Raw genomic sequence first — 26,915 nt, forward strand, 5'->3', positions numbered from 1 at the left:
CGGCTCAGCCGAACCAGCCGTGCAGCATCCACGGCGCATGCGGGTCATTGCGTGTGCGGAACGCCCAGCCGCGCTGGCCGTGTGCGGTTTCCACCACGTAGTAGTCGCGGCGCGCGTCGGCCTGGTCCCACCAGCCCGATTCGATCCGCTCCGGCCCGGCGATGATGCGCAGGCGCGGATCACGCAGTGGTTGCGGGGTGTCCAGCAGCCAGCCTGGGCGCAGTGGCCAGTAAGCGGGCGGTTTGGTCGGGGGCTGGATACCACTGGCGCGTTCAGGGCGATGGTCGGCCTGTACCGCCAGCGGCTGCACGGCGTCATCGCCCAGCCGTGCGCGCAGGCGCTCACGCAGCTGGCTCCAGGGCATCGCCTGCGCCGGCCGGGTATCGAACAGGTCGCGTGCGGCGGGCACGAACGGCGGCAGCTGCTCGGCCTGCAGGCGCAGTGCGCGGCTGCCAGCGGGCAGGGCGAAGGCCTCCATGCGATTGCGCGCGATCTCGAACAGCAGTGTGGGATCGCGTTCGGGTGCCAGCAGGCCGATGGTCAGCACGCTGGCCGGCAGCAGGTCATGCTCGAAATGCAGGTCGAAGCGTTGCACGCCGCCATCGCGCGAGCACAGGAAGGCGGCCAGGTCCAGCAGCAGGCGACGCAGCGGGAACAACAGGGCCTGGCTGGATTCGATCTCGTATTCGAATTCGATGCGCGCATCGAACCGGTCCGGTGGCTGGTAGTAGCGCAGTGGCGCGGTGGGCAGCCCACGCAATGCATCCAGCTGCTGCAGTACCTCGGGGGCGAAGCGCCGGGCCAGGCTGTCGCGCGGCAGTTCGAGCACCGCACCCAGCGTGCGCAGCCCGGAGCGGCCCAGTACGGTCACCGCTTCGCTGGGCAGGCCGCAGCGCGGCAACGGCAGTTGTGCCAGCGCCGCCGGCAGCTGCTGCGCATCGATGCCGAGGCCATCGTGGACGTTGGCCAGCACGCGCGCGGCATGTGGGGTAGGTGCGGCCACCAGACGGTGACGGAAGCCAAGTTCGTGCAGTTCGTTGCGAAGCCGCTGCTGGATCGTCAGCCAGTCGCCGAACAGGGCGCGGCTGGCGCCGATCTCCAGCACCAGCGCATGCGGGAAATCGAGGCTGACCTGCGAGCTGTAAGCGTAGGCCCAGCTGGCCAGCAGCTGTCGGGTGTGCTGTTCGGCGTTGGGGTCGTAATCGTGCAGATGCAGGTCCTGCACCAGTACCTGCGCGGCCGACAGAAGCATGCCCGGGCGCAGCCCCGCTGCGCGGGCGGCCGGGCTGACCGCACGCAGCACGCGACGCTGTGCCGGCCCCTGCAGCAGCACCAGTGGCCGCTGCGGGTCCGGCTGCAGGCGCAGCACGCTGTCCAGCGCCAGCTGCGGCAACAACAGGCAGGCCCAGTGCATGGCGCGACCTCAGTGGACGATGGCCAGCGGCAACGGCTGCGCCGGCGGCAGGCCGCCTCGGCACTTCAGCACCCGCACCTGGCCGTGGTCGAGCTGCAGGCGCAGGCTGGCCGGAGAGGGGTTGCGCGCCGCCTGCGCCTCGCGGAACACGAAGCCCAGGCACTGGCCGCTGTCGGCGGCCACCTGCAGGCGGCGCAGGGCGCGGTCGTCGGCCTGGTGTGGCCAGCACAGCACCGCCGCGCAGGCGGCAGAGCGCAGGCACTGCTCGGCGGCCCAGAGCGCCTGTTTGGGTGCGGCGTGGATGATCTGCAGCTGGGCCAGGTCCAGCCCGGCTGCCGCCCAGGCCGGGGCATGAGGCCGATAGGGCGGGGCGACCAGCACGATCGGGCGGTCGCGCTGGCTCAGCTTCGCCAGTGCGGGCCAGACCAGGGCCAGCTCGCCCACCCCGGGCGCGCCCTGCAGTACCTCGCACAGCCCGCTGGCCGGCCAGCCGCCGCCGGGCAGGCGCGCGTCCAGTGCCGGGTGGCCGCTGGCCAGGTGGTCGCTGGCCGGCCCCTGGCGGGCCGGGCCGCGCCACAGCTGGCGGCCGTCAAGCAGCCGGTCGAGGGCGACGACGGCACCCATCAGCCGGCCCTCCAGGGGAGGCGCCGGGCGGGCTGGAAACGGCAGGAACGGGCGGAAACGGCGGGCATGGCGCGAGTATCGACGGGCCGGTATCAGGGGCTGAGACCAGACATGCTACTCGCCTTGTGAGTAAAATTACTAATGAAATCGGAGGGCCCGGTTTCAGGTTGCTGAAGGGTAAAAAGGAGTGCCGACCAAGGTCGGCACCCACAGTTCCCGGTTACGGGCGCACTGGCAATGCCACCGGTCGCAGCGGTGCGGCATCGCCGCCGCGGATCTTCAGCGGGCCGCCGATGAAGGCGAACTCGTAGACCTTGTCGCGGGCCAGTTCGTCCAGCGCCACCAGCTCGATGATCGGCGCGCCCTGCTGGGCCAGCAGGTAGGTGTGCAGCGGCACGTAGTCGTCGGACACCTCCGAGGGGAAGGTCTCGAAGCTGAGGTTGTCGGCACCGACGATCATCGCGCCGCTGTCCTCGACCAGGAAGCGCGCCGCGTCCAGGCCCATGCCCGGCGGGTTGGCCATGTACGCCTTGGGCTGTTCGAACAGGCGCATGCGGCCGGTGCGGATCAGCACCACGTCGCCCTGCTGCAGTTTCACCTTCTGGCGTGCCAGCGCATCCTTCAGGTCCTGGCGGGTGACGCGGTAGCTGTCCGGCAGCATGTCCACGCCCTTGGCGGCGGCCACGTCGATCAGCACGCCCCGCGCGATCAGCGGCGGGAATTTCTCGATGCCGGTGACATTCCAGCCACGGTCGCCAAGATGCTTGTCGGCCTCGAAGCCGTTCCAGATCTTCCCGTGGATGCCGAAATGGTTCAGCGCATCGATGTGGGTACCGGTGTGGCTGTACATCGAGAACGCGGTGCCGGTGTAGCTGCGGGTGAGGTTCATGGTCTCGCCCACGCCCATCGGGTCGTCCATCACCGTGCCGCGCGGGGTGTGGGTCATCCAGAACTGGTAGTGCGGGTCGCCGGCATCCTGCCAGCTGGGCATGCCGACGTAGTACTCGGTGGCCAGGTCATAGGCCTTGCCGCCGCTGACCCGCGACAGGATCGCCGCGCGCGAGGCCTCGGTGATCAGGTTGAGGCGGCCGATCTCGTCCTTCGGCCCCCAGGGGCTGGTGCCGACCTGCTGGCCGGAGGGAACGCGTTCGTGCGCGGACACGGTGGTGGACGCGGCGGCGCCGGCCAGCAGCAGGGCCAGCGCGGTGGCCAGGATGCGTGGGGTCATGGGAAGTCTCCTTGCAGGGTGGGGGAGGGTGCGGCTCAGGCCGCGACCAGGGGCGCCAGGGCCTGGCGCAGGTGTGGCAGCGGCAGGGTCTGCAGGCGCAGGCCGTTGCCGCCGATCACGGTGGGTATGGAACGGATGCCAAGGGCAGCGGCTTCGGCACGATCGTCCTGCACGCGCTGGCGCACTGCGTCGCTATGCATGTGGTCAGCGAACGCGCCACGTGGGTGGCCCAGCGATTCGGCGATATCCAGCAGTACTTCGGCATCACCGATGTTGCGGTGCTGGTGCAGGTGCGCCCACTGCACGGCATCGAACATCGCGCCATGGGCGTTGTTGCCGCCCATCAATCCGGCGGCCTGGCAGGCCAGTGCGCCGAGCCAGCCGGAGGGATATTCGAAATCCTGTGCGCGCATGCCTTCGATATCGATGCGCGCGGTGTCTTCATGCGCGGCGCAGTCGGTCCAATGGCGCAGGATGATCGCCTTGGCGCGCTCCATCGAGCCGAACACCTCCACCATCTGCGCGCGCGAGTCCTGCAGCACGAAGCTGCGGTGGCGCACCTGGATGCCGAGTTCGGCCGAGACCTGCTGCAGGCGCGGGGCCAACACGAAGCACCAGCCGCAGACCACGTCGTGGAAGAAATCGACCACCGGCACGGCGGTGGTGGGGGACGGAACGGAAGACATCTGCCTGCCATCGGTGAGAGGGGAGGCGGCAGAGTAGGCAGCGTGGCGTGGCTGAAACAGCGCGCCGCGGGCAGCTCAGTTTTCGCTGGCGGTTACGAATCCAGGCCGGCGCAGCCGGGCAGCTCGGCGTGCAGGAAATCGATGAAGGCACGCACCTTGGGCTGCAGGTGGCGCGAGGTGGGATAGACCGCATGCACGAAGCGCGGCGGATAGCGGTGGTCGGGCAGCACCTGCTGCAGTTCGCCACGGGCCAGCGCCGGTGCCGCCAGGAACGAGGGCAGCGCGCCGATGCCCATGCCGGCCACCAGCAGGTCGCGCAGCAGCAGGCTGTTGTTGACGGTCACGCGCGCCGGCAGGGTGATCGTCACCTGGCCATCCGGGCCGAGCAGCGGCCAGCTGCCGGGTGAGTCGGACAGGCTGTAGGCCAGCACGCTGTGGACCTGCAGATCGTCTACTACCTGTGGTGCAGGGTGCTGCTGCAGGTAGGACGGCGCCGCGCACAGCACCTGCTGCAGCGAAGCCAGGCGGCGTGCCACCAGCCGTGAATCATCCAGCTCGGCACGCAGCCGCAGCGATACATCGAAACCTTCGCCAACCGCATCGAGCAGGCGGTCTTCCATCACCAGGTCCAGCGACAGCTGCGGATGCTGCTGCAGGAAGCGTGGCAGCAGCGGCGACAGCGTGCTCAGCGCGAACGATTGCGGTGCATTGACGCGCAGGCGCCCGGCCACCTTACCGCGCTGTTCGGCGATGCCGCGTTCCAGCGCGTCCAGCTCGTCGAGCAGGCGGCAGCATTCGCGGTAATAGGCATGGCCGGTCTCGGTCAGGCTCATGCGCCGCGTGGTCCGTTGCAGCAGCACCACGCCCAGGTGGGTTTCCAGCGTGCGCAGCTGTTTGCTCAGTCCGGCAGGCGACATGCCCAGGTCTTCGGCAGCGCGGGCCAGCCCGCCGCGTTCGACGATGCGGCGGAAGGCGCGCATCAGGTTGAAGGAGTCCATGCCGGTCCCGGGCGCGATGAGGGTGCCATTGTAGATCCACGCCATGCGTGGATGCAGGAAACGCGGTGCCGGCCAAGCCCGGCATCCACCCTCGGCACGCGCTTGCGCCGTTTGTTCAAGCCAGTAACCCGCATCCCACGCCAGCATGCAGGCCCCTCACTTTCCGGGTTGCCCATGAAGCACTGGATGCTCCGCCTGTATGCCCCGTTGTTCCTGCTGGGTTTCATTGCCGCTGCCGTCGTCTGGGTCGGCCACTGCCACGGTGACCCGCTGTGGTTGCTGGCCTTGCTGGCGGTCGCCATCGCGGTCTCGTTCGCCGCCGAGCGTGCCTGGCCGTACGACCCCGCGTTCAACCACGACCACGGCGACAGCCTGCGTGACACCCTGCATGCGCTGGTCAACGAAGGCCTGAACCTGCTGTCGATCGCCGCGGTGCCGTTGCTTGCGGCGATCATTCCGTGGCAGTTGTGGCCGGTGCAGTGGCCATTCGCGCTGCAGGTGCTGCTGACCATCGTCTGCGCTGATCTCGGCATCACCTTGGTGCACTACGCCAGCCATCGCATTGGCTGGTTGTGGCGGCTGCATGCGGTGCATCACAGCGTCACCCGCATGTATGGCTTCAACGGCCTGATGAAACACCCGCTGCACCAGGCGGCCGAAGCGGTGGGCGGCGTGCTGCCGCTGCTGCTGGTGGGCCTGCCGATGCCGGTGGCTGCGGTGCTGGCGTTCGCCATTGCCATCCAGCTGCTGCTGCAGCACTCCAACGTGGACATGCGCCCCGGCGTGCTGGGCCGGGTGATGGCCTGGGCGCCGCTGCACCGCTTCCACCACATGCGTTACGGCACCGCGGGCGACGTCAACTTCGGCCTGTTCCTGACCGCCTGGGATCACCTGCTGGGGACCGCCTTCGATGCGCCGGGCTATCGGCTGCGTCAGCACGACCTCGGCATCGGCAGCCAGCCGGACTATCCGCGCGATTACCCCGGGCAGCTGCTGGCGCCGTTCCGAGAACTGCCACATGGCGAGGTGCCGGAGCTGCCCGAAGGCCTGCGCAGGCGCGAATGATCGAACGTGTCAGGCCGCGTGAAGCTGCAGGCCCTGCAGCTGTGCGGCACCGATGCCGAACATGCGGCGCAGGCTGCGCGAGAGATGGGCCAGGTCGGCGAAGCCGGCGGCATGTGCACTGTCGGTCAGGCTGTGCCCCTGCAGGTGGTGCGCGAGCGCGGCACGCAAGCGTTGCCACAGCACCCAGCCGCGCAGGGTCACCGCCAGGTCAGACTGGAAACGCCGGTGCAGCTGGCTGGTCGACAGATGCGCCGCCTCGGCGATGTCGGCGGCCGGCACCGGGCCGGGCAGGTGCTGGGTGATACGGGCCAGCGCTGCCTGCACCCGCCGGTCCAATGGCTGCGCGCGGCTCAATCGCGGCAGCCAGTCCTGCAGTTCCATCGCAGTGTCGGGCAGCGCGTGCAGGTGCTGCTGGATCTGTTCGAGGTCGGCATGCGCCGGCTCAAGGAACACCGTGCAGCCCGCCTCCGGCGCCGACAGGATCGCGTGCGGCTGGAACGAAGGCAGCCACAGCCGCTGGCCCTGCTGGCGCACACCGTCGATTTCGACCCGCCAGGGAACATCCTCGCTCAACAGCAGCTGGTGGGCGTAGTGCGCATGTACATCGCTGTCACCGGCATGGCCCTGCAGCACGGCCACGTGAGCATCCAGCAGCAACGTGCCATTCCAGGGCAGGGCAGGGGAGGACATGGAGGGATTGTAGATCCACGCCATGCGTGGATGAATCTCCATCGAAATCGAATATTCCGAGAGTTGGACGAAGAGCAGCCGAGCATGGGCTCGGCTCTACAGCAGGCCGTGCGGGGAATTGTCGAAGGCGGGCCCATCCCGCCTACCCACAGGAGCCCGGCTGTTGCTTTGGCTTTGGCTGTCGCCTCTGCGGGTGCCGGGCGCCGCCCGGCCGAACCCTCACCGCCCCTGCGGATCCGGCCGGTGATGCACGTACTCGACCACCGTGCCATCGGGATGCACCGCGTTGAACGCCGCCCCGGTGGGTACCACCTGCAACGGGAAGATGATCTCGGCGCCAGCCGCGACCAGTTTGTCGTGATAGGGCCGGACGTCATCGACCAGCAGTGTCCCCGTGGTCGAAGTGAACGGTGCCAGCGCCGCCTCGCTGCCTTCGATCAGCAGGAACGCACCGACCATCGCCAGGCGCAGCCCGGCCTCCGGAAACGGGAACCCCGCATCGGCCACCACGCCCTGCAACTGCTCGTAGAAGGCCACGCTGCGCTCCAGCTCCCCCGGGGCCACGAACACCCGGATCAACACGCGCGGCGCGCGCTGGCTGGAGGTGTCACAGCGGTCGCGCCAGAGATGGTCGAAGTCGCGATGGACGGTCATGGGCTCGGTTCGTGGCCAGGGACCCTCATTATCGGCAGCCTCGCGCGGCGCGCTGATGACCGCCGGTGATGGCCTGATAACCGCTGGCCGGGTTGCCCCTGTGACTTAGGTCCTGTTGACAGGTGTGAACGCCCTCGCACAATCTTCACAGGATTGGGCCGCCCTGCGCGGCCTGGGCAGGCAGGTTGTCACGCCGGGAGGAGGGTCCCGCGCGCAGACCGGCCCGTCCATAGGCCTGCGGGACGTTGCCTGGCAACCCCTGCGCGGCATGAACGCTGCACCCTTCGGCGGCACTTTCCCTGGACCGATTGCCTTGGCAACGGAATTACGCCTGCCGATGAAAACGTTTACAAAGCCGCTTGCACTGTCCCTGGCCCTGTCTGCCGCACTGGCCGCCCCGGCCTGGGCCGACCCCGCCGCGTTCACTGTGCTGACCCTGGAACAGGCCCCGACGGACGAGGCGATGCCGGCCCTGGCCGCCCAGCTGAAGACCCTGCAGGTGGACGCGGTGAGCGTGCGCCAGGTGCAGCGCGGCATCGGCCAGGTCGATCCTCTGCAGGTGCTGGCCGATGGCCTGGGCTACGAGTACCGCTTCATTGCTGCCGGCAAGGACGATGGCCAGACCCAGCGCGGCCAGGCCGTGCTGACCCGACTGCCGATCGCCGCTGAATCCGGCCCCGACCAGCCGGGCCTGAACTACCTGCGCCTGGACGACGGCCGCCACACCGTGGCGGTCTATACCGATGCCGGTGCAGGTGCGGCGCAGCTGCCGGCGCTGGTCACCCGTTCGCGGCTGGGTGCACCGGCGGTGCTGCTCGGCGCGGTGGCCGGTGAATCGGCCAAGGCCGCAGGCTTCGATCCGGCGCGTGTGGCGCTGGAAGCCGATGCCAGCTATTTCAGCGATGGCTTCCAGGCCGCCAGCAGTGCGCCGTTCAAGGTGGAAGGCAGTACCCTGCGCGCCACCCTGCTGACCCTGGCCTACGCCGCCGACACGCATGGCGACAGGCCGTGGATGGACACCACCCTCAACGCCGATGCGCGCGCTGCGCTGCTGCTGAAGGCGATGACCGAGGACGAGAAGTTCCAGATGCTGCACAGCTACTTCGGGCTGGGCAAGGACGGTGGTCCGTTGCCGGAGGGCGCGGTCGGTTCGGCCGGCTTCGTGCCGGCAGTGCCGCGCCTGGGCATTCCGTCGCAGCAATCGGCCGATGCCGGCGTCGGTGTGACCAATCCCGGTGGTATCCGTCCGGGTGACTTTGCCACCGCCATGCCGTCCGGCCCGTCCACCGCCTCCAGCTGGAACCGCGAAGTGGCCTTCGCCGGTGGCGCCACGATGGGCCGCGAGGCATGGCAGCAGCGCTTCAACATCCTGCTGTCAGGCAGCGTCAACCTGCAGCGCGACCCGCGCAACGGGCGCAATTTCGAATACGCCGGTGAAGACCCGCTGCTGGCCGGCTCGATGGTTGGCGCGCTGATCCAGGGCGTGCAGAGCCAGCACGTGATCTCCTCGATGAAGCACTTCGCGCTGAACGACATGGAGACCCGTCGCAACTTCCACGACGTGCGCATCGGCGAACAGGCCATGCACGAGTCGGACCTGCTGGCCTTCGAGATCGCGCTGGAGGCTGGCCGCCCGGGCGTGGCGATGTGCTCGTACAACAAGATCAACGGCACCTACGGCTGCGAGAACGGTTACCTGATGAACCAGGTGCTGAAGCAGGAATGGAAGTTCCCCGGTTTCGTGATGTCCGACTGGGGCGGCGTGCACAGTGGTTCGAAGGCCGCGCTGGCCGGCCTGGACCAGCAGTCGGCCGGTGAAGTGTTCGATGCGGCCGTGTTCTTCGATGAGCCGCTGCGCCTGGCCGTGCACGGAGGCGTGGTGCCGCAGGCGCGCCTGAACGACATGGTGGCGCGCATCCTGCGCACGATGTTCCTGCATGGCAACTTCGACAATCCGCCGCAGCACCAGAAGGTCGATGCCGAGGCCGGTTTCGCCGTCGCCCAGCGTACAGTGGAAGAAGGCAGCGTGCTGCTGCGCAATGAGGGCAACCTGCTGCCGCTGGCCGACAGCGTGAAGCGCATCGTCATCATCGGCGGCCATGCCGACAAGGGCGTGATCGGTGGCGGTGGTTCGTCGATGGTGGGCGTGACCGCCAAGGGCACCAATGCGGTGCCGGGCGTGCTGCCGACCACCTGGCCGGGCCCGGTGATCTTCCACCCGTCCTCGCCGCTGGAATCGCTGCGTGCGGCGCGCCCGGACGCGACCATCGAGTACGTGGACGGCAGCAATGCCGCCGCTGCGGCCAAGGCAGCCGCGCAGGCCGACGTGGCCATCGTGTTCGCCACCCAGTGGGCCGCCGAATCGGTGGACCTGCCGGACATGCAGCTGCCGGACAACCAGGATGCCCTGATCTCGGCAGTGGCCAAGGCCAACCCGAAGACCGTGCTGGTGCTGGAAACCAACGGCCCGGTGCGCACGCCTTGGCTGGCGCAGGTGCCGGCGATGCTGCAGGCCTGGTACCCGGGCATCCGCGGTGGCGAAGGCATTGCCGCGCTGCTGACCGGCCAGGTCAACCCGTCCGGCCGCCTGCCGGTGACCTGGGTGGTGGACGAGTCGCAGCTGCCGCGCCCGCATATCGACGGCCTCGGTTTCAAGCCGGCCAAGCCGTTCGGTGATGTGTTCGATTTCGATATCGAAGGCGCCAACGTCGGCTACAAGTGGATGGCGGCCAAGGGCCTGACGCCGACCTTCGCGTTCGGTCACGGCCTGTCCTACACCTCGTTCGCCTATGAGAACCTGAAAGTCAGCGTGGAAGGTTCGCGCCTGGTCGCCAGCGTCGACATCCGCAACACCGGCAAGCGCGCCGGTGCCGACGTGGCCCAGCTGTACCTGAAGCTGCCGGCTGGCAGCACCACGCCGATCCGCCTGATCGGCTACGACAAGGTGAACCTGCAGCCGGGCGAACAGCGCCGCATCCGCATCGAAGCCGAGCCGAAGACGCTGGCGCACTACGATGCGCAGGCCCGCCAGTGGAAGATCGACGGCGGCACCTACCAGGTGCAGCTGTCGCGCAATGCTGCCGAACCGCTGCAGAGCGTGGACGTGCAGCTGGTGGAGCAGGTGCTGCGCTGATGCTTGAAGACACGGCCCCGGAAGGGGCCGTGTCGGTTTGCAGATTGCCGCTGCGCTCGCCGGGCACGGCCCGGCGCTACCGGATATCTACTGTAGAGCCGAGCCCATGCTCGGCTGTTGTAGAGCGGAGCCGAGCGTGGGCTCGGCTCTACAGAAGGCCGCGCCCGGCGGACGCCGTCATCACCCGGGCGTGCCGGTGAACCACCCGCGCAGGAAATCAATCAGCTGCCGCACCTTCGGTGAGGGCTGCGTGCTGTGCGGATAGACCGCGCACACGCTCTGCTGCGGGAAGCGATGATGGCGCAGCACTTGCCGCAGCCGGTCCTGGGCCAGGTCGCCCTCGATCAGCCAGCGCGGCAGCACGGTGACGCCTGCACCGGCCACGGCGAAAGCGCGCAGGCTGCTGGCCCCATCCACGCGTACCACCGCGTTCCCCGGGTTGGTGGCAAACAGCGCGTCGCTGCCGTCAGGCGCGATCACCGGCACATCGGCCAGGCGCGGATAGCCGAGGCGGGGCAGGGTGCCCAGCTGGGCCGGGTCATCGGCCGCATCGGCAGAGGGCAGGCGCGCCAGCAACGAAGGTGCGGCCACCGCGCATAGCGGGTGTCGTTCCAGTTCGCTGGCATGCAGCCCCGAGTCTGGCAGGCGGCCGAGGCGGATCGCCAGGTCGAAACGCTCGGGAATCAGGTCGGCCGGTGCTGGTGACGTGGACAGATGCAGCTGCAGCGATGGATGCCGCGCACGGAATGCCTCCAACGCCGGGATCAGTCGCAGCTGCGCGTACTCCGGCGTGGTGGTCAGGCGCAGCGTGCCCTGCAGCTGATGCTGGTCGCGGCGTGCGGCATCGATGGCCACCTGGGCCGCATCCAGCGCCTGCACGCAGTGCTGCAGGAACTGTTCGCCGGCCTCGGTCAGGGCCAGGTGGCGGGTACTGCGCAGCAGCAGGGTCACGCCCAGTTCCTGCTCCAGCCGCTTCAGGTTGAAGCTGACCACCGCGCGGCTCAGGCCCAGGCGGTCGGCGGCGGCGGTCAGGCTGCCGGCCTCGACCACGGCGCGGAAGATGTCGAAGCGATCGAGGCTGACCATGGGGGCTCATTGTCAAAAAATATTTGACAGTGTTGCAGCTGTCGTCGTGTTTTTCCAACAAGGCCAGGTCGGCATGCTGGCCGCTTCCCCGCTGGAGCGCCGCCGATGCCGTCCCCCCGCCTGCGCCATGAGGCGATCTTCCTGCTGGTGTTCGCCCTGGACCTGGTCAACATGTTCATCGCCACGGTGGCCTATCCCGCACTGGCAGCGGACCTGCAGGCCGACATCGGCAGCCTGGCCTGGGTCGGTACCGCCTACATGCTGGGCCTGAGCGTGGTGATTCCGCTGGCGCCGTGGCTGGCCGCACGCTGTGGCGAACGGCGGCTGCTGCTGGTGGCGCTGGCGGTGTTCGCCGCCGCCGCCATGCTGGCCGGTGCTGCGCCAGGCATTGGCTGGCTGCTGGGCTGGCGCTTGCTGCAGGGGCTGGCGGGTGGCCTGCTGATTCCGGTGGCGCAGGCAGCCGCCTATCGACAGTGCACGCCTGACCAGCGTGGCGCGCTGACCCGACGCATCCTGCTGGTTGCGCTGCTGGTACCGGCATTGGCGCCAGCGCTGGGCGGGTTGCTGGTGCAGTGTCTGTCCTGGCGCGGCGTGCTTTGGGCAAGCCTGCCGTTGGCGGCGGTGGCGATCGGTCTGGTGCTGGCCTGGATGCCGGCCGATGGTGAGCGCAGTGCGCCGCGCCTGCAGGCCTATGCGCTCTCCACGGCGATGCTGGCGCTGGGCGCGCTGCTTCTGGCGCTGACCTGGCTGGGCGAACCCGGGCATCGGGCCGTCGGTGCCGTACTGCTGCTGATCGCATTGCTGCTGGCGGCGTTCCACCTGCGGCATGCACGGCAGCAGGCGCATCCGTTGCTGCGCTGGTCGCTGCTGTCCCATCGCGGGCTGCGGCTGGCAATGCTGGTGTATCTGGCAGTGCCCGGCGTGTTCATCGGCAGTCAGCTGGTCAGCACGCTGCAGCTGCACCAGGCCGGTTACAGCGCCGCACGTATTGGTGCATTGATGCTGCCGTGGGCGCTGGCCTCGGCCGTGGCGATTACTGCCAGCAAACGCATGCTGGCCCGTTTCGGCCCGGCCACGGTACTGCGCGTGGGCATGCTGCTTCAGGCCAGCGGCCTGCTGTTGATGGCGCTGCTGCCACAGCCGGCCTTTTCCTTGGCTGCGTTGTTGTTCGCACTGATGGGCGCCGGTGGCAGCCTGTGCAGCAGCACCGCGCAGACGTTGGCGTTCAATGGTGTCGAGGGCGAGGCGCTGGGCGACGCCAGCGCGCTATGGAACCTCAACCGCCAGCTCAGCTTCTGCCTGGGTACCGCCGCCATCGCGCTGCTGCTGGCGCTGGCCATGCAGTGGCTGCCGGCACGCGCCACCCGCGTGGCGCTGGGCCTGGCCGCCGCAATGACGCTGTTGCCGATGGCGCTGTTGCGCCGCTCGCACTCTGTTTCCCTTTCGCAACCCGAGAATGCCTGATGGATAGCACCGCAGAACATGAAGTCCACCACCTGCACGACAAGCTGCAGGCCTGGTTCCGTGCCGACGTCGGCGCCGATGTGCTGGAGGATCTGATGGCGCACTTCTGTGTGGACTTCAGCATGGCCGGCATCGCAGGGCGGCGGCTGGATCGCGATGCCGTGCAGGCGCTGTTCGTGGGAGGCCATGGCGCGCGCGCAGGGTTGCAGATCAGCATCGAGGCCGTGCAGGCCGTGGACGCGCCGTCACCGATGGCGGTGCTGCGTTATCGCGAAGGCCATTCGATCGATGGCGGCACGCCTGCTTGGCGGGAGTCGCTGGCGGTGCTGCGGCAGGAAGCCGGGCGCTGGCGCTGGCTGGCGCTGCATGAAGTGACGGTGGCCTGATGTTGTAGAGCCGAGCCCACGCTCGGCTGCTCTTCGGGGAGGTTGCAGTGGCCCCAGCCGAGCGTGGGCTCGGCTCTACAATGGCCAGAGCGGTGCGTGCCCGTCGGGCAGCACATGTGCCATCAGTCCTGCCTGCTCCCGCCGCAGAATGCAAAGCCTGCACACACTTCACGGCACAGGGCAGGAGTAGGCTGGGGTCTTTCCCGCCGGAAGGGGTTGTCCATGCGTGTGCGTGCCGTCGCTGTAGCCATTGCCCTTTGCCTGTCCAGCACCGTGCTGGCCGCCGATACCCCGCCGATGACCCCGGACATCAGCGGCAAGCCCTTCGTTGCCCCTGATGTCGGTCGTGACTACGACAAGCGCGTGGTGATGGTGCCGATGCGTGATGGCACCAAGCTGTATACGGTGATCGTGGTGCCCAAGGGCGCCCGCAATGCCCCGATCCTGCTGACCCGCACCCCCTACGATGCCGCTGGCCGCGCCAGCCGCAGTGATTCGCCGCGCATGCGCGACCTGCTGCCGCAGGGCGACGAGGTGTTCGTTGATGGCGGCTATATCCGCGTGTTCCAGGACATCCGCGGCAAGTACGGCTCCGAAGGCGATTACGTGATGACCCGGCCCTTGCGCGGGCCACTGAACAACACCAAGGTCGACCATTCCACCGACGCCTGGGACACCATCGACTGGCTGGTGAAGAACGTGCCGGAGAGCAACGGCAAGGTCGGCATGCTGGGCTCGTCCTATGAAGGTTTCACCGTGGTGATGGCGCTGACCGACCCGCACCCGGCGCTGAAGGTGGCCGCGCCGCAGAGCCCGATGGTCGATGGCTGGATGGGTGACGACTGGCTCAACTACGGTGCGTTCCGCCAGGTCAACTTCAACTATTTCGCAATGCAGACCGAGAAGCGCGGCAAGGGTACGCCGCTGCCCAGCCTCGGTTACGACGACTACAGCACCTTCCTGCGCATCGGTTCGGCCGGCGACTACGCGCGCTTCACAGGCGTGGACCAGTTGACCTGGTGGAAGAAGCTGGTCGAGCACCCGGCCTATGACGGCTTCTGGCAGGGCCAGGCGCTGGATGCGGTGATGGCGAAGACCCCGCTGAAGGTGCCGACCATGTGGCTGCAGGGCCTGTGGGACCAGGAGGACATGTGGGGTGCCAACCATGCCTACCAGGCGATGGAAGGGCGCGACAGCGGCAACAACCGCAACTACCTGGTGATGGGCCCGTGGCGACACAGCCAGGTGAACTACAGCGCCAGCGAACTGGGCGCGCTGAAGTTCGACGGCGATACTGCGCTGCAGTTCCGCCGCGACGTGCTCAAGCCGTTCTTCGACCAGTACCTGGTGGATGGCGCGCCGAAGGCGGATACGCCGCCGGTGCTGATCTACAACACCGGCGAAAATCACTGGGATCGCCTGAAGGGCTGGCCGCGCAGCTGCGACAAGGGCTGTGCCGCGAGCAGCAAACCGCTGTACCTGCGCGCCGGCGGCAAGCTGGCGTTCCAGGCGCCGGCGGCGGGCGAGGGCGACTTCGAGGAGTACGTGTCCGACCCGGCCAAGCCGGTGCCGTTCGTGCCGCGCCCGGTCCGTTTCAGCGACCGCGACATGTGGACGACCTGGCTGGTCAAGGACCAGCGTTTCGTCGATGGCCGGCCTGACGTGCTGACCTTCATCACCGAACCGCTGACCGCGCCGTTGCGCATCGGCGGCGCGCCGGTGGTGCATCTTCAGGCCTCGACCAGTGGCACCGACAGCGACTGGGTGGTGAAGCTGATCGACGTGTATCCGGACCAGGAGGCCTCGACGCCGGAGATGGGTGGCTACGAGCTGCCGGTGTCGCTGGCGATCTTCCGCGGCCGCTACCGCGAGAGCTTCAGCGATCCGAAGCCGCTGGCGGCCAACCAGGTGCTGCCGTACCGCTTCGACCTGCCCAACGCCAACCACACCTTCCAGAAGGGGCACCGGGTGATGGTGCAGGTGCAGTCCAGCCTGTTCCCGCTGTATGACCGCAACCCGCAGACCTACGTGCCGAACATCTACCTGGCCAAGCCGGGCGATTACCAGAAGGCCACGCAGCGGGTATGGCACAGCGCGGCGCAGGCCAGCTACATCGATCTGCCGGTGTATTGAGGCGGAGAGGATGACGCCGGGCATAGCCCGGCAGCACGTGGTAGTGCCGGCCGTTGGCCGGCATTTCCATGTTCAAGGATAAAGGTTGTCGCTCGTCAGCAGCCCGCTGTCGAACTTACGAAAGAGCTCGACAATGGATTCGGCGATGGGCTTGCCCTGGCTGATGTCGAGATCGCCCAGATCGAATGAGACGATCTGTCCGTGACTGAGCGGGCAGAGAACCAGCGCGATGAGCGTCGATCCACCGTCCGTTCCAATGCCCATCAGGGAGTCGCCAAGATAAAGACGAATCTGGTAGCTGCGGTTGAGCTGAATGATGCTGGCGACGGACCATAGGTCGACATAAACATGAGGGAACACGCAGCGCCCACCGTTTGACCAACGCAGGAGCTGTATGAAGTCCTCTGGAATCGCTGCCTCGCTCCAATGTGCCTGTAAGCGGCGTAGATCGTCCGCATGCGCGCCTGTCTCGGGTAGCCATGGACTGTGGATGCATCGGATGAAGTAAGGCGTGCTTGGTTGATCTCGGTTGTCCACGAGAAGTCCCTGTAGTCAGCCTTACTGCGATGGCGCTGCCCATCTTTGGTGGCAATGGGCATATGCGACATGTGCAGAGATGTGTCGGGAACATGATCACTTCCAGCGCGTGTCGACCAAGGTCGACACCTACCAGAGCGGAGCCATGGCAGGTCGATTCAGGCGGCTGCGGTAGTGCCGGCCGGCGGTCGGCATCCGCGATGGCGTGAAGCAGAAGCTGCTATCCAACCTTTGAGGGCCCGGTGCGCCAGCGGCTGGGTACCAGGCCGAAACGCTTGCGGAATGCGGCGGCGAAGTTGCTGGGGTGGCGGTAACCACTGGCGGCGGCGGCCTGCTCGACCGTCCAGCCATCTTCGCGCAGGCCCTGCTCGGCATGACGCATGCGCTGTTCGTGCAGGTAGTCGAACACCGAGCTCCCGTACTGCTGGGCGAAGTGGCGGCGCAGCGAACTCGGGCTCATGCAGGCCAACTGTGCCAGTTCGACCAGGCTGTGGGCGTGGCTCGGATCATCGTGCAGGTAGGCACGTACACGCTCCAGGCGCTCGCGCTGGCCTGCGCGCAGCGTGCGCACAGGGTCGGTCTGCAGATCCTCGGCCTGCAGGCCGACGGCCAACAGCTGCAGGGCCACGCCTTCGCGCCACAGCGCGTCGATGCCGTCCTGCCAGGGACTGTCGAACAACTGGCCCAGCACCGGCAGCAGCGTGTGTGGAATCGCCCAGTGGCGGCATTCCAGGTGAGTGCTGAGCGCCGTGTGCAGCTGCGGCAGCTGGAACAGATCCGGATCGATCTCCGCCGGTACCATCACGCTGACGCCGCGCATGCGCGTTTCGCCGGGATGCGCGCCGGTCATTTCGACCTGTTCGCGGTGGTGCGCGGTCATCGCGGTGCCGGCGCGCAGGGTGAAGCCGCTGCGCCTGGGGATGCGTACATCCACCTGGCCCTGCAGCATCACGCGGATGGCCAGCCCGGGACTCTGTTGAGCCGTGGCGACGTACGGAAAACGATTATGGACATCGGACGCGATCAGACTCATGCCACCACGCAGGAACTGCTCGTTGACCTCGCCATGGCCAGCCCACTGGTCGTCGCGCAGGTGTTCCGGGTCGGCGCGGTAATCAAAACCGTGGCGGTGACCGAAGCGGCGGTAATCGGCAAAAGTGAAATATCGGGACATTGCTCGGCACATGCGCAGGAGGTGGACGCTGGCGGTGCCTTGCCGATGCGCACTGCAATGCAGACGCTGCTCCGATCGTTACCCGTCGCGATGCGGGCGGCAACGGGATACCGGAGGGCTGGGGAAACGCCAGATTGGGATGAGTGTGTGTCGAAGAAACTGGAAACGTTTCCCATTGTCGCCTTGATTCACCCGCATTTGATTTCAAGATGGTCAAAACGATTGGTAAATACGGCCAAATTGAAATATCCGGAAAACATACGGCAGCGTTTTGCATGCATATCCGTACGCAATTCCATACATCAACTTGAGTTGAGGTTTTATCAGTGGAACGATCGCATGCGGACGCAATGTCAGCCCGGTCGTCACGTGCAGGCGCGTAGCGTGGTCGGTTGGCGGCTGCATGCCGCACCGAGACCCCCCACTGATGGAGAACACAGATGATTGATTACCAGCTCACCGGCAAGACCGCGATCGTGACCGGCGGCGTATCCGGCATCGGCCTGGCGGTGGCGCAGACATTGGCGGCATCCGGCGCCCGCATTTCGGTCTGGGACCTCAAGCAGGACGCGGTGGACGCCACCGTGGCGGCGCTGCAGGCTGGCGGCACGCAGGCGATCGGCATTGCTCTGGACGTCACCGACGAGGCCGCGGTGGAGGCGGCGGTGACGCGCACGGTGAAGGAGCTGGGCGGCGTGCATATCGCGGTCAACAACGCCGGCATCAGCGGGCCGGCAGCCAGCAGTGGCGATTATCCGATTGATGGCTGGCAGCGCGTGATCGACGTCAATCTGACCAGCGTATTCCTGTGCCAGCGTGCACAGATCCAGGCGATGCGTGCGGCCGGCACGGGTGGCAGCATCATCAACATGGCCTCGATCCTGGGCCAGGTGGGGTATGCCGGGTCCACGGCCTATGTGGCGGCCAAGCACGGCGTTGTCGGGCTGACCCAGACCGCAGCCTGGGAGCATGCGGGCGACGGCATCCGTGTCAATGCGGTCGGCCCGGGCTTCATCAGCACGCCGCTGCTGGAGAAGATGGACCCGAAGGTGCGCACGACGCTGGAAGGGCGCCACGCCCTGAAACGCCTGGGCACGGCCGAGGAAGTGGCGGCACTGGTGGCCTGGCTGGCCAGCGACGATGCCTCGTTCGCGACCGGTACCTACTACGCCATCGATGGTGGCTACCTGGCGCAGTGAGCGAATGCGGTCAGTAGATCCACGCCATGCGTGGATGACAGCGTGGGGTGAAGAAGGCGTGCCATCGCCTTCACCCCCGTCCCACGATCGCCACGCGACGCTCCGGGAAACTCCCGGAGCCTGCCCATGGAACTCACCCAGGATGTCTCGATCCTGCTGCGCGTAGCCGCAGCGATGCTGTTCGGCGGCGTGCTCGGTGTCGAGCGCGAAATGGGCAAGCACGCCGCCGGCCTGCGCACGCACATGCTGATCGCCGGGGCCGCTGCGCTGATCGTCGGCCTCGGCGACTCGGTCGCCGAACATTTCCAGCAGGAGCGCTATCGCGACCTGTTGCAGGTCGACCCGGTCCGTCTGATCGAAGCGGTGGTGGCCTGTGTCGGCTTCGTTGCCGCCGGCACCATCCTGCGCGGCTCGCGCGAAGACCAGGTCAGCGGATTGACCACTGCCAGCTCGTTGATCATGGCGGCGGCCATCGGGATTGCGGTGGGGATCAGCAAGTACGTGATCGCCATTGGAGTGAGCGTGCTGTGTGTGCTCGTGCTGGCGGTGATGCGGCGGTTGGAGAAGAAGATCTCATAGGGGAGGGGGCGGACGAGGTTGCCAGCCAGCGGCCGGCACTACCACGGGTAGTCATAATGGTAAGACCAATATGTGATCTAGCCCTATGGTCTAATAGGCGCTTCGTCAGTGTGGCGGTTAAATCCGCTCTACGTGGCCTGATCAAGATCGATATTGGTAAGACCAATGATCGACAGGCACGGCGACCCACCGCCTGCGGTGGAGCACATCCCGCCCCCAGTCGAGAGCTTTCATGCAGCCCTGGCAACACCTGTACGACCCCGCCGGCAACCTGTGGTTGTCGAGTCTGATCGCGCTGCTGCCGATCGCGTTCTTCTTCGTTGCCCTGGCCGTGCTGCGCATGAAGGGCTGGCTGGCCGGCACCATCACCGTGGCCATCGCACTTGGCGTTGCGCTGCTGTTCTACCGCATGCCGCTGACCCAGGCGCTGGGTGCGGCTGGCTTCGGCTTCGTCTATGGGCTGTGGCCGATCGCCTGGATCATCATCGGCGCGGTGTTCCTGTACAAGGTCTCGGTCAAGACCGGGCAGTTCGACATCATCCGCGCCTCGATCCTGTCGGTCACCGAAGATCAGCGCCTGCAGATGCTGATGGTCGGCTTCGCCTTCGGTGCCTTCCTGGAAGGTGCGGCCGGTTTCGGCGCACCGGTGGCGATCACCGCGGCACTGCTGGTCGGGCTGGGCTTCAAGCCGCTGTATGCGGCTGGCCTGTGCCTGATCGTCAACACCGCGCCCGTGGCCTTTGGTGCCATGGGCATTCCGATCATCGTGGCAGGGCAGGTCACGGGGCTGGATGCGTTCGAGATTGGCCAGATGGCGGGCCGCCAGTTGCCCTTCCTTACCATCATCGTGCTGTTCTGGATCATGGCGATCATGGATGGCTGGCGCGGCATCAAGGAAACCTGGCCGGCGGTGCTGGTTGCGGGTGGCTCGTTCGCCATCGCCCAGTACCTGACCTCCAATTTCATCGGCCCGGAACTGCCGGACATCACCGCGTCGCTGGCGTCGCTGGTGTGCCTGACCCTGTTCCTGCGCCGCTGGAAGCCGGTGCGGATCTTCCGCTTCGACACTGAAACCAGCGCCGAAGCGGCCGCCCAGGCACTGGAAGCGCCGCGCTACAGCGTTGGCCAGATCGCCAAGGCGTGGTCGCCGTTCCTGATCCTCACTGCGATGGTCACCCTGTGGAGCATCAAGCCGTTCAAGTCGCTGTTCGCGGCGGGCGGCCCGCTGGAAGGCTGGGTGCTGAAGATTCCGGTGCCGGGGCTGGACCAGCTGGTGCAGAAGATGCCGCCGATCGTGGACGCGCCGCTCAGCTATGAGGCGGTCTATAAATTCGACTGGTTCTCGGCCACCGGGACCTCGATCATCCTCGCGGCGGTGATCGCGATCATCGCGCTGCGCATGCCGGCCCGTTCGGCGCTGCAGACCTTCGGCGAGACCGTGCGTGAGCTGCGCATGCCGATCTACTCGATCGGCATGGTGCTCGCGTTCGCCTTCATCGCCAACTATTCGGGCCTGTCGGCCACGCTCGCCCTCGCGCTGGCGCACACCGGCGATGCGTTCCCGTTCTTCTCGCCGTTCCTGGGCTGGCTGGGCGTGTTCCTGACCGGTTCGGACACCTCGTCCAATGCGTTGTTCTCGGCACTGCAGGCCACCACAGCGCAGCAGATCGGCGTGTCCGACGTGCTGCTGGTAGCGGCCAACACCACCGGCGGTGTCACCGGCAAGATGATCTCGCCGCAGTCGATTGCCATTGCCTGTGCGGCGGTCGGCCTGGCCGGCAAGGAATCGGACCTGTTCCGCTTCACGGTGAAGCACAGCCTGGTCTTCACCACGATGGTCGGCCTGATCACCCTGGCCCAGGCCTACTGGCTGACCTGGATGATTCCCTGAGCCATGCCACGCCGGCCATCCCTCTGCCGCGTGCTTCGGGCCACAATGGCGCCATGAGCACGCAACGTATTTCGGACAAGGTGGCCGCGCAGCTGCGCGGCCTGGTACAGGAACAGCGGCTGCAGCCGGGCGACCGGCTGCCGGCCGAACGCACCCTGGCGGTGCAGCTGGGGGTCTCGCGAACGGCGTTGCGCGAGGCCATCGCGCAGCTGGCCAGCCAGGGCCTGCTGAGCGCACGGGTCGGCGGTGGCACCTACGTGGCCGAGCCGGCGGCACGTGCGCGGCAGGCGCTGGACGAACCGCTGGCGCCGTACCTGCCGCTGTTCCAGGGCGACCCGGAATACCGCTTCGACGTGCTTGAGATCCGCCACGCACTGGAAGGCGCCACCGCCTGGCATGCTGCATTGCGCGCCACCGACGAGGACCGCGCGCGCATCGCGCAGGCGTTCCAGACCATGATGGATGCGCACGGCAAGGACGACCCCACCGGCGAGGCCGAGGCCGACGCGGCCTTCCACCTGTCCATCGCCGAGGCCTCGCACAACCTGGTGCTGCTGCAGGTGATGCGCGGCCTGTTCGAGCTGCTGCAGACCAACATCTCGCAGAGCCGCGAGAAGCTCTACACCTCGGCGAGGACCTTCTCGCCGCTGTCCGACCAGCACCGCGAGATGATGGATGCGGTGCTGGCCGGCGACCCGGAACGCGCGCGCGCCGCCGCGCATGCCCACCTCGAGTTCGTGCACACCACGCTGCGCACCCTCGATGACAACGAAGCCCGGCGTGCGCGGGCCTCGCGTCTACCTTCCCCACACGGTTGACCCAATGATCATCTCCGCCTCCACCGATTACCGTGCCGCAGCGCAACGCCGGCTGCCGCCGTTCCTGTTCCACTACATCGATGGCGGCGCGTATGCCGAGCACACGCTGAAGCGCAACGTTTCCGACCTGTCCGACATCGCGCTGCGCCAGCGCATCCTGCGCAACATGTCCGACCTGAGCCTGGAAACCGAGCTGTTCGGCGAAAAACTGGCGATGCCGGTGGCGCTGGCGCCGGTCGGCCTGACCGGCATGTACGCGCGGCGCGGTGAAGTGCAGGCGGCGCGCGCGGCCGACAGCCGGGGCATCCCGTTCACCCTGTCCACGGTGTCGGTCTGCCCGATCGAGGAAGTGGCCCCCGCCATCCAGCGGCCGATGTGGTTCCAACTGTATGTGTTGCGCGACCGAGGCTTCATGCGCAATGCGCTGGAGCGGGCGCAGGCCGCCGGCGTGACCACCCTGGTGTTCACCGTGGACATGCCGGTGCCGGGCGCGCGCTATCGTGACGCGCACTCCGGCATGAGTGGCCCGAACGCCTCGCTGCGCCGCATCGGCCAGGCCATCACCCACCCGCACTGGGCGTGGGACGTGGGCCTGTTCGGGCGCCCGCATGATCTGGGCAACATTTCCACCTACCGTGGCAACCCGACCGGGCTGGAGGACTACATCGGCTGGCTGGGCAGCAACTTCGATCCGTCCATTTCATGGAAGGACCTGGAATGGATCCGCGAGTTCTGGAAGGGCCCGATGGTGATCAAGGGCATCCTCGACCCGGACGACGCACGCGATGCGGTCAAGTTCGGTGCCGATGGCATCGTGGTCTCCAACCATGGTGGGCGTCAGCTCGACGGCGTGCTGTCCACCGCACGCGCACTGCCGGCCATTGCCGACGCGGTGCAGGGCGATCTGAAGATCCTCGCCGATTCGGGCATCCGTACCGGGTTGGACGTGGTGCGCATGCTGGCGCTGGGTGCCGACACCGTGCTGCTGGGCCGCGCGTTCGTCTATGCGCTTGCGGCACAGGGCGAGGCCGGCGTGGCCAACCTGCTGGACCTGATTGCCAAGGAAATGCGGGTGGCGATGACGCTGACCGGCGCGCGCCGCATCGCCGATATCGGCCGCGATTCACTGGTCAGCCTGCCGTGAGTGGCCACGACGCGGTGCTCGCGCAGTTGCGCGACGCGGTCGGCAGCCGCCATGTACTGACCGACGACAAGGCCACGCGCCGCTTCCGTCGCGGCTACCGCTTCGGCGATGGCCCGGTGCTGGCGGTGGTGCGCCCGGGCACGCTGCTGGAGCTGTGGCGCGTGCTGCAGGCGGCGGTGCAGGGTGGGGCGGCGATCATCCTGCAGGCGGCCAACACCGGCCTGACCGGCGGTTCGACCCCGGATGGCAACGACTACGGTCGCCCGATCGTGCTGGTCAGCACGCTGCGCCTGACCGGCATCCAGCTGTTGAACGAAGGGCGCCAGGTGCTGTGCCTGCCCGGCGCGACGCTGGACCGGCTGGAGCAGACACTGGCACCGCTCGGCCGTGAGCCGCATTCGGTGATCGGCTCGTCCTGCATCGGTGCGTCGGTACTCGGCGGCATCTGCAACAACTCCGGCGGCGCGCTGGTGCGCCGTGGCCCGGCCTATACCGAGCTGGCACTGTACGCGCAGGTCGACGCGCAGGGCCGGTTGCAGCTGGTCAATCATCTGGACATCGCGCTGGGTGATACGCCCGAGCAGATCCTGCAGCGCCTGCAGGCCGGCGACTACACGGCGACGGACGTGGGTGACGGCGACGGCCGTGCGGCCTCCGATCCGCGCTACGCGGAGGAGGTGCGCAGGGTCGACGCCGAGACCCCGGCGCGCTTCAATGCTGACCCCAGCCGTCATTACGAAGCGGCCGGTTCGGCCGGCAAACTGGCGGTGTTCGCGGTGCGCCTGGACACCTTCGAGAAGGAAGCTGCCGAGGTCTTCTACATCGGCAGCAACCGCACCGACAGCCTCACCGCGATCCGTCGCCAGCTGCTGACCGGCTTCGAGCGCCTGCCGATTGCCGGTGAGTACATCCACCGCGATGCCTATGACATCGGTGAACGCTACGGCAAGGACAGCTTCCTGCTGATCGACCGCCTCGGCACCGCGCGCGTGCCGGCCGCGTTCGCCCTGAAGAGCCGCGTCGATGGCTGGTTCGAGCGGTTGGGCCTGCGCGGCGTGACCGATCGGGTGATGCAGGTGCTGACGGGCCTGCTGCCTTCGCACCTGCCCAGGCGCATGGGTGAGTTCCGCCAGCGCTATGAGCATCACCTGCTGTTGAAGGTGTCCGCGCAGGACGCAGCGCAGACCGAAGCCTGGCTGCGCGATTTCTTCGCTGGCCACGAAGGCGGCTATTTCCACTGCACGGCGGAGGAGGGACGCAAGGCGTTCCTGCATCGCTTTGCCGTGGCCGGTGCCGCAGTGCGCTACCGTGAAGTGCATCGTGACCAGGTGCAGGACATCGTCGCGCTGGACATCGCGCTGCGACGTGACGACGCCGACTGGTTCGAACAGCTGCCGCCGGAGATCGACGGCCGCCTGCTGCACAAGTTGTACTACGGCCACTTCCTGTGCCACGTGTTCCACCAGGACTACATCGCCCGCAAGGGGGAAGACCCGATGGCGATCGAGCACGCAATGTGGGCATTGCTGGACCAGCGTGGTGCCGAGTACCCGGCCGAGCACAATGTCGGTCACCTGTACCCGGCCAAGCCGGCGCTGGCGGGCTTCTACAGGCAGCTTGATCCGAGCAATACGTTCAACCCGGGCATCGGCCAGACCTCGAAGGCCAAGGGGTGGGGGGGCTGCGACTGCGGATGATGTAGAGCCGAGCCGGCGCTCGGCTGGTATTTGTGGTGAGAAGCAGTCGAGCAGGCTCGACGCCGCCTGGTCAACGGTTACCATCGGAAGCCCATCCGCAGGAGCCGTCCATGCCCACCGCTGCCGCCCGCGCCTCCCTGTGCGCTGCATTGCTGGCGACCCCGTTGCTGGTGCTGGCCCAGAGCGCGATCCTGCCGCAGCAGCGCGACGCCGCAGGCAATGTGATGGAGCCACTGGGGCAGGTGCTGATCGCGAGTGAGGCCGGACCGTCGGGGCTTTATGACTGCACGCGGGACGGCAACTGGTGCGTGCGCGTGCAGCCCGCAGCCGAGGAGGGTGATCGGCCCACCCTGCTTGAAGTGCTTGAAAAAGTGCAGGGCCAAGGCAAGCCCCACAGCTATCACGTCAGCATTGACGTGCCGCAGGAAAGCGAGCTGAAGCTCTGGCCCTTGATCGTGCGCCTGGCCCCGGGCGTCGGCAGCGATGAGCCGGTGACCGATCCGCAGCAGCGCGCCCGCCAGAACGTGCTGGTGGGCGGCATCGTCACATTCAGCGCCATGTACTCCGGTGGCGGTGCCGATGCGTCCACGCTGCAGTTGGCACGCGTGCGTCACCTGCGGGACGATATCCAGGTGGACGATGATGTGCTGACCCTGCCATGGCGGGGTAACGCGATGATCCGCGCCTGTTTCAGCGAACAGGACAGCAAGCAGCGCGCAGGCGCCTGCCACGATGAATACAGCTTTTCGGCGAAGCTGGCGCTGGATCCAGCAGGGCAGGGCATGCCGGTGCTGCGCTACCAGACCGTGGCGACCCGGTTCCCGGCCGGTGTTTCGCGCTTCGAGGATTCGCTGGCCAAGGGGCCGCTGAAGAAGAAGGACCTGCGCACCGAGCAGGATCCGGCGTGCACCTATACGCGGCTGTTCCGTTTCCGCGAGGGCATGTTCCACCCGGACCAGGCACTTCCGGACTGCGCCGGTTATACCGAGCCCTGAGCCCTCAACCCTGGATTGTAGAGTCGAGTCATGCTCGACTCGCGTTTTCTGTAGAGCCGAGCCTACGCTCGGCTGTCACGGAAGCGCAGCCGAGCGTGGGCTCGGCTCTACAAAAACCGAGGCGGCGCTTACTCGCAGCGGGTAGCGGTAATGACGTTGTCCTTGTCCACGAACACGCGCAGGCGGTCCTGGCGGATGTCCTTGGTGGTGATGGTGCTGGGGCCGATCGGGTTGACCAGGCCGGCGCCGCTTTCGGCAGACAGGCGGCGGATGTTCGCTTCATTGGCCGGCTGGCCGATTGCCCAGCCCAGCTGGCTGGCATCGCAGTGGCCGCTGCCCTTCACCTGCGGGCCGGGTGTACTGACGCAGGCCGAAAGCAGCAGGGCCGAGGCGGGCAGCAACAGGAACAGACGGAAGGTGGACATGCGAGCGCTCCTGCGCAGGGGAGATGGCGGGAACGATAGCACCCAGCGTGCGAAAGGCGTCAGCATCACGGTCATTGCCGGCAGAGCGTGGCCATTGCATAGTGGGAGGGATGACTGGCAGCACGCCAGCGGGCGAGCCGGGCCATTCCGGTGCAGGTGCTGGACACGGTATGACGGCAGGCAGTTTCCGCGACAAGGGCAGGACGATGATGGCACTGGCGCTGTCCATGCTGAGCATGGCGTTTGCCGTCGCCGCTGCCGAACCGGAACCTGCGTCGGCCGAACCCCCGGTGTTCGGTGCCTGGCGCAACCTGCAGACCGAGGCCGGCTTCGTACCGGCCCAGCGCAACCTGGCCTTCGGCATGCTGCCGCAGGCGGCGAGCCGGGGTGATCGCTTTGCCATTCTCGATCGTGAAGGCAAGCGCACGGTGTGCTGCCTGCAGGTGGCCAGTCCCTCGCTGGGCGTGGCGGCGCTGCATGAGCAGTACCACCTGCCGCAGGCCTGGGTGACCGACCTGAGCAATGGCCGCAGCCCTGCACGCCCCTATGTTCCGCACGTCTACGCGATGCAGCGGGTGGACGAGCTGGCCGACTACAGCTTCGCCGATGTACCGGGCGCCTACAGCGACCTGGGTGGGCTGCTGATCCCCGAGGGAGCAGCACTGGACGCCGATGGCAGCGCGGCGCGCCTGGGCGACAGCCGCTATCCGCTGCATTTCCAGCGCCAACCGCACGCCGACGACGATGGTGCGCTGGACCGCTACACCCTGCAGGCAGGCGAGGGCGCCGCCCCGATCGTGGTTGAAGTGCCGTTCGGCACTTACTGATTGCAGCACTCCACTGGCTAGAATGCGGCGCGGCGCCGTCTGCCGTGCCTGTTCCGTGAGCCGTTGCC

General features: G+C 67.4%; 24 protein-coding genes. 13 read left to right on the forward strand and 11 right to left on the reverse strand.

The window, feature by feature from the left end; translation table 11 throughout:
* Positions 1 to 4: 4 nt before the first annotated feature.
* From ACZK0Z_RS09650 to ACZK0Z_RS09670, 5 genes are all read right to left on the reverse strand, one after another.
* The gene (locus ACZK0Z_RS09650) at positions 5 to 1,414 is read right to left on the reverse strand and encodes a Y-family DNA polymerase (RefSeq protein WP_049429046.1); all 1,410 of its coding nucleotides are present in this window, start codon (positions 1,412 to 1,414) and stop codon (positions 5 to 7) included.
* Positions 1,415 to 1,423: 9 nt separating this feature from the next.
* The gene (gene imuA, locus ACZK0Z_RS09655; protein ID WP_049429045.1) at positions 1,424 to 2,038 is read right to left on the reverse strand and encodes a translesion DNA synthesis-associated protein ImuA; all 615 of its coding nucleotides are present in this window, start codon (positions 2,036 to 2,038) and stop codon (positions 1,424 to 1,426) included.
* 220 nt (positions 2,039 to 2,258) lie between these two features.
* The gene (locus tag ACZK0Z_RS09660) at positions 2,259 to 3,266 is read right to left on the reverse strand and encodes a cyclase family protein (protein ID WP_049429044.1); all 1,008 of its coding nucleotides are present in this window, start codon (positions 3,264 to 3,266) and stop codon (positions 2,259 to 2,261) included.
* Positions 3,267 to 3,301: 35 nt separating this feature from the next.
* Positions 3,302 to 3,952, reverse strand: a complete 651-nt coding sequence (locus ACZK0Z_RS09665) for a DsbA family oxidoreductase (RefSeq protein WP_197632206.1) — start codon at positions 3,950 to 3,952, stop codon at positions 3,302 to 3,304.
* A gap of 92 nt (positions 3,953 to 4,044) precedes the next feature.
* Positions 4,045 to 4,995, reverse strand: a complete 951-nt coding sequence (locus ACZK0Z_RS09670) for a LysR family transcriptional regulator (protein ID WP_197632207.1) — start codon at positions 4,993 to 4,995, stop codon at positions 4,045 to 4,047.
* 141 nt (positions 4,996 to 5,136) lie between these two features.
* On the opposite strand from ACZK0Z_RS09670, the gene ACZK0Z_RS09675 reads away from it, so the two are divergent.
* Complete coding sequence (locus ACZK0Z_RS09675; protein ID WP_238378689.1) at positions 5,137 to 6,015, forward strand: sterol desaturase family protein; 879 nt, start codon at positions 5,137 to 5,139, stop codon at positions 6,013 to 6,015.
* A 9-nt stretch (positions 6,016 to 6,024) separates the two neighbouring features.
* Here ACZK0Z_RS09675 and ACZK0Z_RS09680 read toward each other — a convergent pair whose 3' ends face one another.
* The gene (locus ACZK0Z_RS09680) at positions 6,025 to 6,729 is read right to left on the reverse strand and encodes an AraC family transcriptional regulator (RefSeq protein WP_100443820.1); all 705 of its coding nucleotides are present in this window, start codon (positions 6,727 to 6,729) and stop codon (positions 6,025 to 6,027) included.
* A gap of 195 nt (positions 6,730 to 6,924) precedes the next feature.
* On the reverse strand, positions 6,925 to 7,359 hold the full coding sequence (locus ACZK0Z_RS09685; RefSeq protein WP_049429041.1) for a VOC family protein: 435 nt from the start codon (positions 7,357 to 7,359) through the stop codon (positions 6,925 to 6,927).
* 337 nt (positions 7,360 to 7,696) lie between these two features.
* On the opposite strand from ACZK0Z_RS09685, the gene ACZK0Z_RS09690 reads away from it, so the two are divergent.
* Positions 7,697 to 10,492, forward strand: a complete 2,796-nt coding sequence (locus ACZK0Z_RS09690; protein ID WP_197632208.1) for a beta-glucosidase family protein — start codon at positions 7,697 to 7,699, stop codon at positions 10,490 to 10,492.
* A gap of 180 nt (positions 10,493 to 10,672) precedes the next feature.
* Here the strand turns inward: ACZK0Z_RS09690 and ACZK0Z_RS09695 are convergent, their stop codons facing one another.
* A complete protein-coding gene (locus ACZK0Z_RS09695; protein ID WP_197632209.1) occupies positions 10,673 to 11,578 on the reverse strand; it encodes a LysR family transcriptional regulator in 906 nt (301 codons plus the stop codon).
* 105 nt (positions 11,579 to 11,683) lie between these two features.
* Here ACZK0Z_RS09695 and ACZK0Z_RS09700 point away from each other — a divergent pair, with 105 nt between their 5' ends.
* From ACZK0Z_RS09700 to ACZK0Z_RS09710, 3 genes are all read left to right on the forward strand, one after another.
* Positions 11,684 to 13,042, forward strand: coding sequence for an MFS transporter (locus ACZK0Z_RS09700; protein WP_197632210.1), 1,359 nt, complete (start codon positions 11,684 to 11,686; stop codon positions 13,040 to 13,042).
* Positions 13,042 to 13,428, forward strand: a complete 387-nt coding sequence (locus tag ACZK0Z_RS09705) for a DUF4440 domain-containing protein (RefSeq protein ID WP_197632211.1) — start codon at positions 13,042 to 13,044, stop codon at positions 13,426 to 13,428. Before ACZK0Z_RS09700 ends, ACZK0Z_RS09705 begins: the two co-directional genes overlap by 1 nt.
* A 222-nt stretch (positions 13,429 to 13,650) precedes the next feature.
* Complete coding sequence (locus ACZK0Z_RS09710; protein WP_197632212.1) at positions 13,651 to 15,561, forward strand: CocE/NonD family hydrolase; 1,911 nt, start codon at positions 13,651 to 13,653, stop codon at positions 15,559 to 15,561.
* A 72-nt stretch (positions 15,562 to 15,633) separates the two neighbouring features.
* Here the strand turns inward: ACZK0Z_RS09710 and ACZK0Z_RS09715 are convergent, their stop codons facing one another.
* Entirely contained in the window at positions 15,634 to 16,098 is a 465-nt protein-coding gene (locus tag ACZK0Z_RS09715; RefSeq protein ID WP_197632213.1) for an SMI1/KNR4 family protein, read from the reverse strand.
* 220 nt (positions 16,099 to 16,318) lie between these two features.
* Positions 16,319 to 17,272: a helix-turn-helix transcriptional regulator gene (locus ACZK0Z_RS09720; protein ID WP_109813691.1), complete on the reverse strand. Its 954-nt coding sequence runs from the start codon at positions 17,270 to 17,272 to the stop codon at positions 16,319 to 16,321.
* A gap of 440 nt (positions 17,273 to 17,712) precedes the next feature.
* Here ACZK0Z_RS09720 and ACZK0Z_RS09725 point away from each other — a divergent pair, with 440 nt between their 5' ends.
* The 7 genes from ACZK0Z_RS09725 (at position 17,713) to ACZK0Z_RS09755 (ending at position 25,595) form a co-directional block, all read left to right on the forward strand.
* Positions 17,713 to 18,471, forward strand: coding sequence for an SDR family NAD(P)-dependent oxidoreductase (locus ACZK0Z_RS09725; RefSeq protein WP_197632214.1), 759 nt, complete (start codon positions 17,713 to 17,715; stop codon positions 18,469 to 18,471).
* Positions 18,472 to 18,597: 126 nt separating this feature from the next.
* Positions 18,598 to 19,050, forward strand: a complete 453-nt coding sequence (locus ACZK0Z_RS09730; protein WP_049429034.1) for an MgtC/SapB family protein — start codon at positions 18,598 to 18,600, stop codon at positions 19,048 to 19,050.
* 232 nt (positions 19,051 to 19,282) lie between these two features.
* Positions 19,283 to 20,941 carry an L-lactate permease gene (lldP, locus tag ACZK0Z_RS09735; RefSeq protein ID WP_049429033.1) on the forward strand — a complete coding sequence of 553 codons (1,659 nt, stop codon included), beginning with the start codon at positions 19,283 to 19,285 and terminating at the stop codon, positions 20,939 to 20,941.
* A 53-nt stretch (positions 20,942 to 20,994) separates the two neighbouring features.
* Positions 20,995 to 21,759: a transcriptional regulator LldR gene (lldR, locus tag ACZK0Z_RS09740; protein ID WP_111111910.1), complete on the forward strand. Its 765-nt coding sequence runs from the start codon at positions 20,995 to 20,997 to the stop codon at positions 21,757 to 21,759.
* A gap of 4 nt (positions 21,760 to 21,763) precedes the next feature.
* Positions 21,764 to 22,903 (forward strand): FMN-dependent L-lactate dehydrogenase LldD, encoded by a 1,140-nt coding sequence (gene lldD, locus ACZK0Z_RS09745; protein WP_010485059.1) that lies wholly within the window; start codon positions 21,764 to 21,766, stop codon positions 22,901 to 22,903.
* Positions 22,900 to 24,600: a D-lactate dehydrogenase gene (gene dld, locus ACZK0Z_RS09750; protein ID WP_049429031.1), complete on the forward strand. Its 1,701-nt coding sequence runs from the start codon at positions 22,900 to 22,902 to the stop codon at positions 24,598 to 24,600. The genes lldD and dld overlap by 4 nt, the downstream gene beginning before the upstream one ends.
* A gap of 110 nt (positions 24,601 to 24,710) precedes the next feature.
* Positions 24,711 to 25,595: a hypothetical protein gene (locus ACZK0Z_RS09755; protein ID WP_197632215.1), complete on the forward strand. Its 885-nt coding sequence runs from the start codon at positions 24,711 to 24,713 to the stop codon at positions 25,593 to 25,595.
* A gap of 128 nt (positions 25,596 to 25,723) precedes the next feature.
* On the opposite strand, the gene ACZK0Z_RS09760 is transcribed toward ACZK0Z_RS09755, so the two are convergent.
* Positions 25,724 to 26,020 carry a hypothetical protein gene (locus ACZK0Z_RS09760; RefSeq protein ID WP_197632216.1) on the reverse strand — a complete coding sequence of 99 codons (297 nt, stop codon included), beginning with the start codon at positions 26,018 to 26,020 and terminating at the stop codon, positions 25,724 to 25,726.
* Between the two features lie 170 nt (positions 26,021 to 26,190).
* Here ACZK0Z_RS09760 and ACZK0Z_RS09765 point away from each other — a divergent pair, with 170 nt between their 5' ends.
* Positions 26,191 to 26,847 (forward strand): decarboxylase, encoded by a 657-nt coding sequence (locus ACZK0Z_RS09765; protein ID WP_414489310.1) that lies wholly within the window; start codon positions 26,191 to 26,193, stop codon positions 26,845 to 26,847.
* Positions 26,848 to 26,915 lie beyond the last annotated feature (68 nt).

The sequence above is a fragment of the Stenotrophomonas sp. 116085_Sma genome (genome assembly GCF_056479585.1).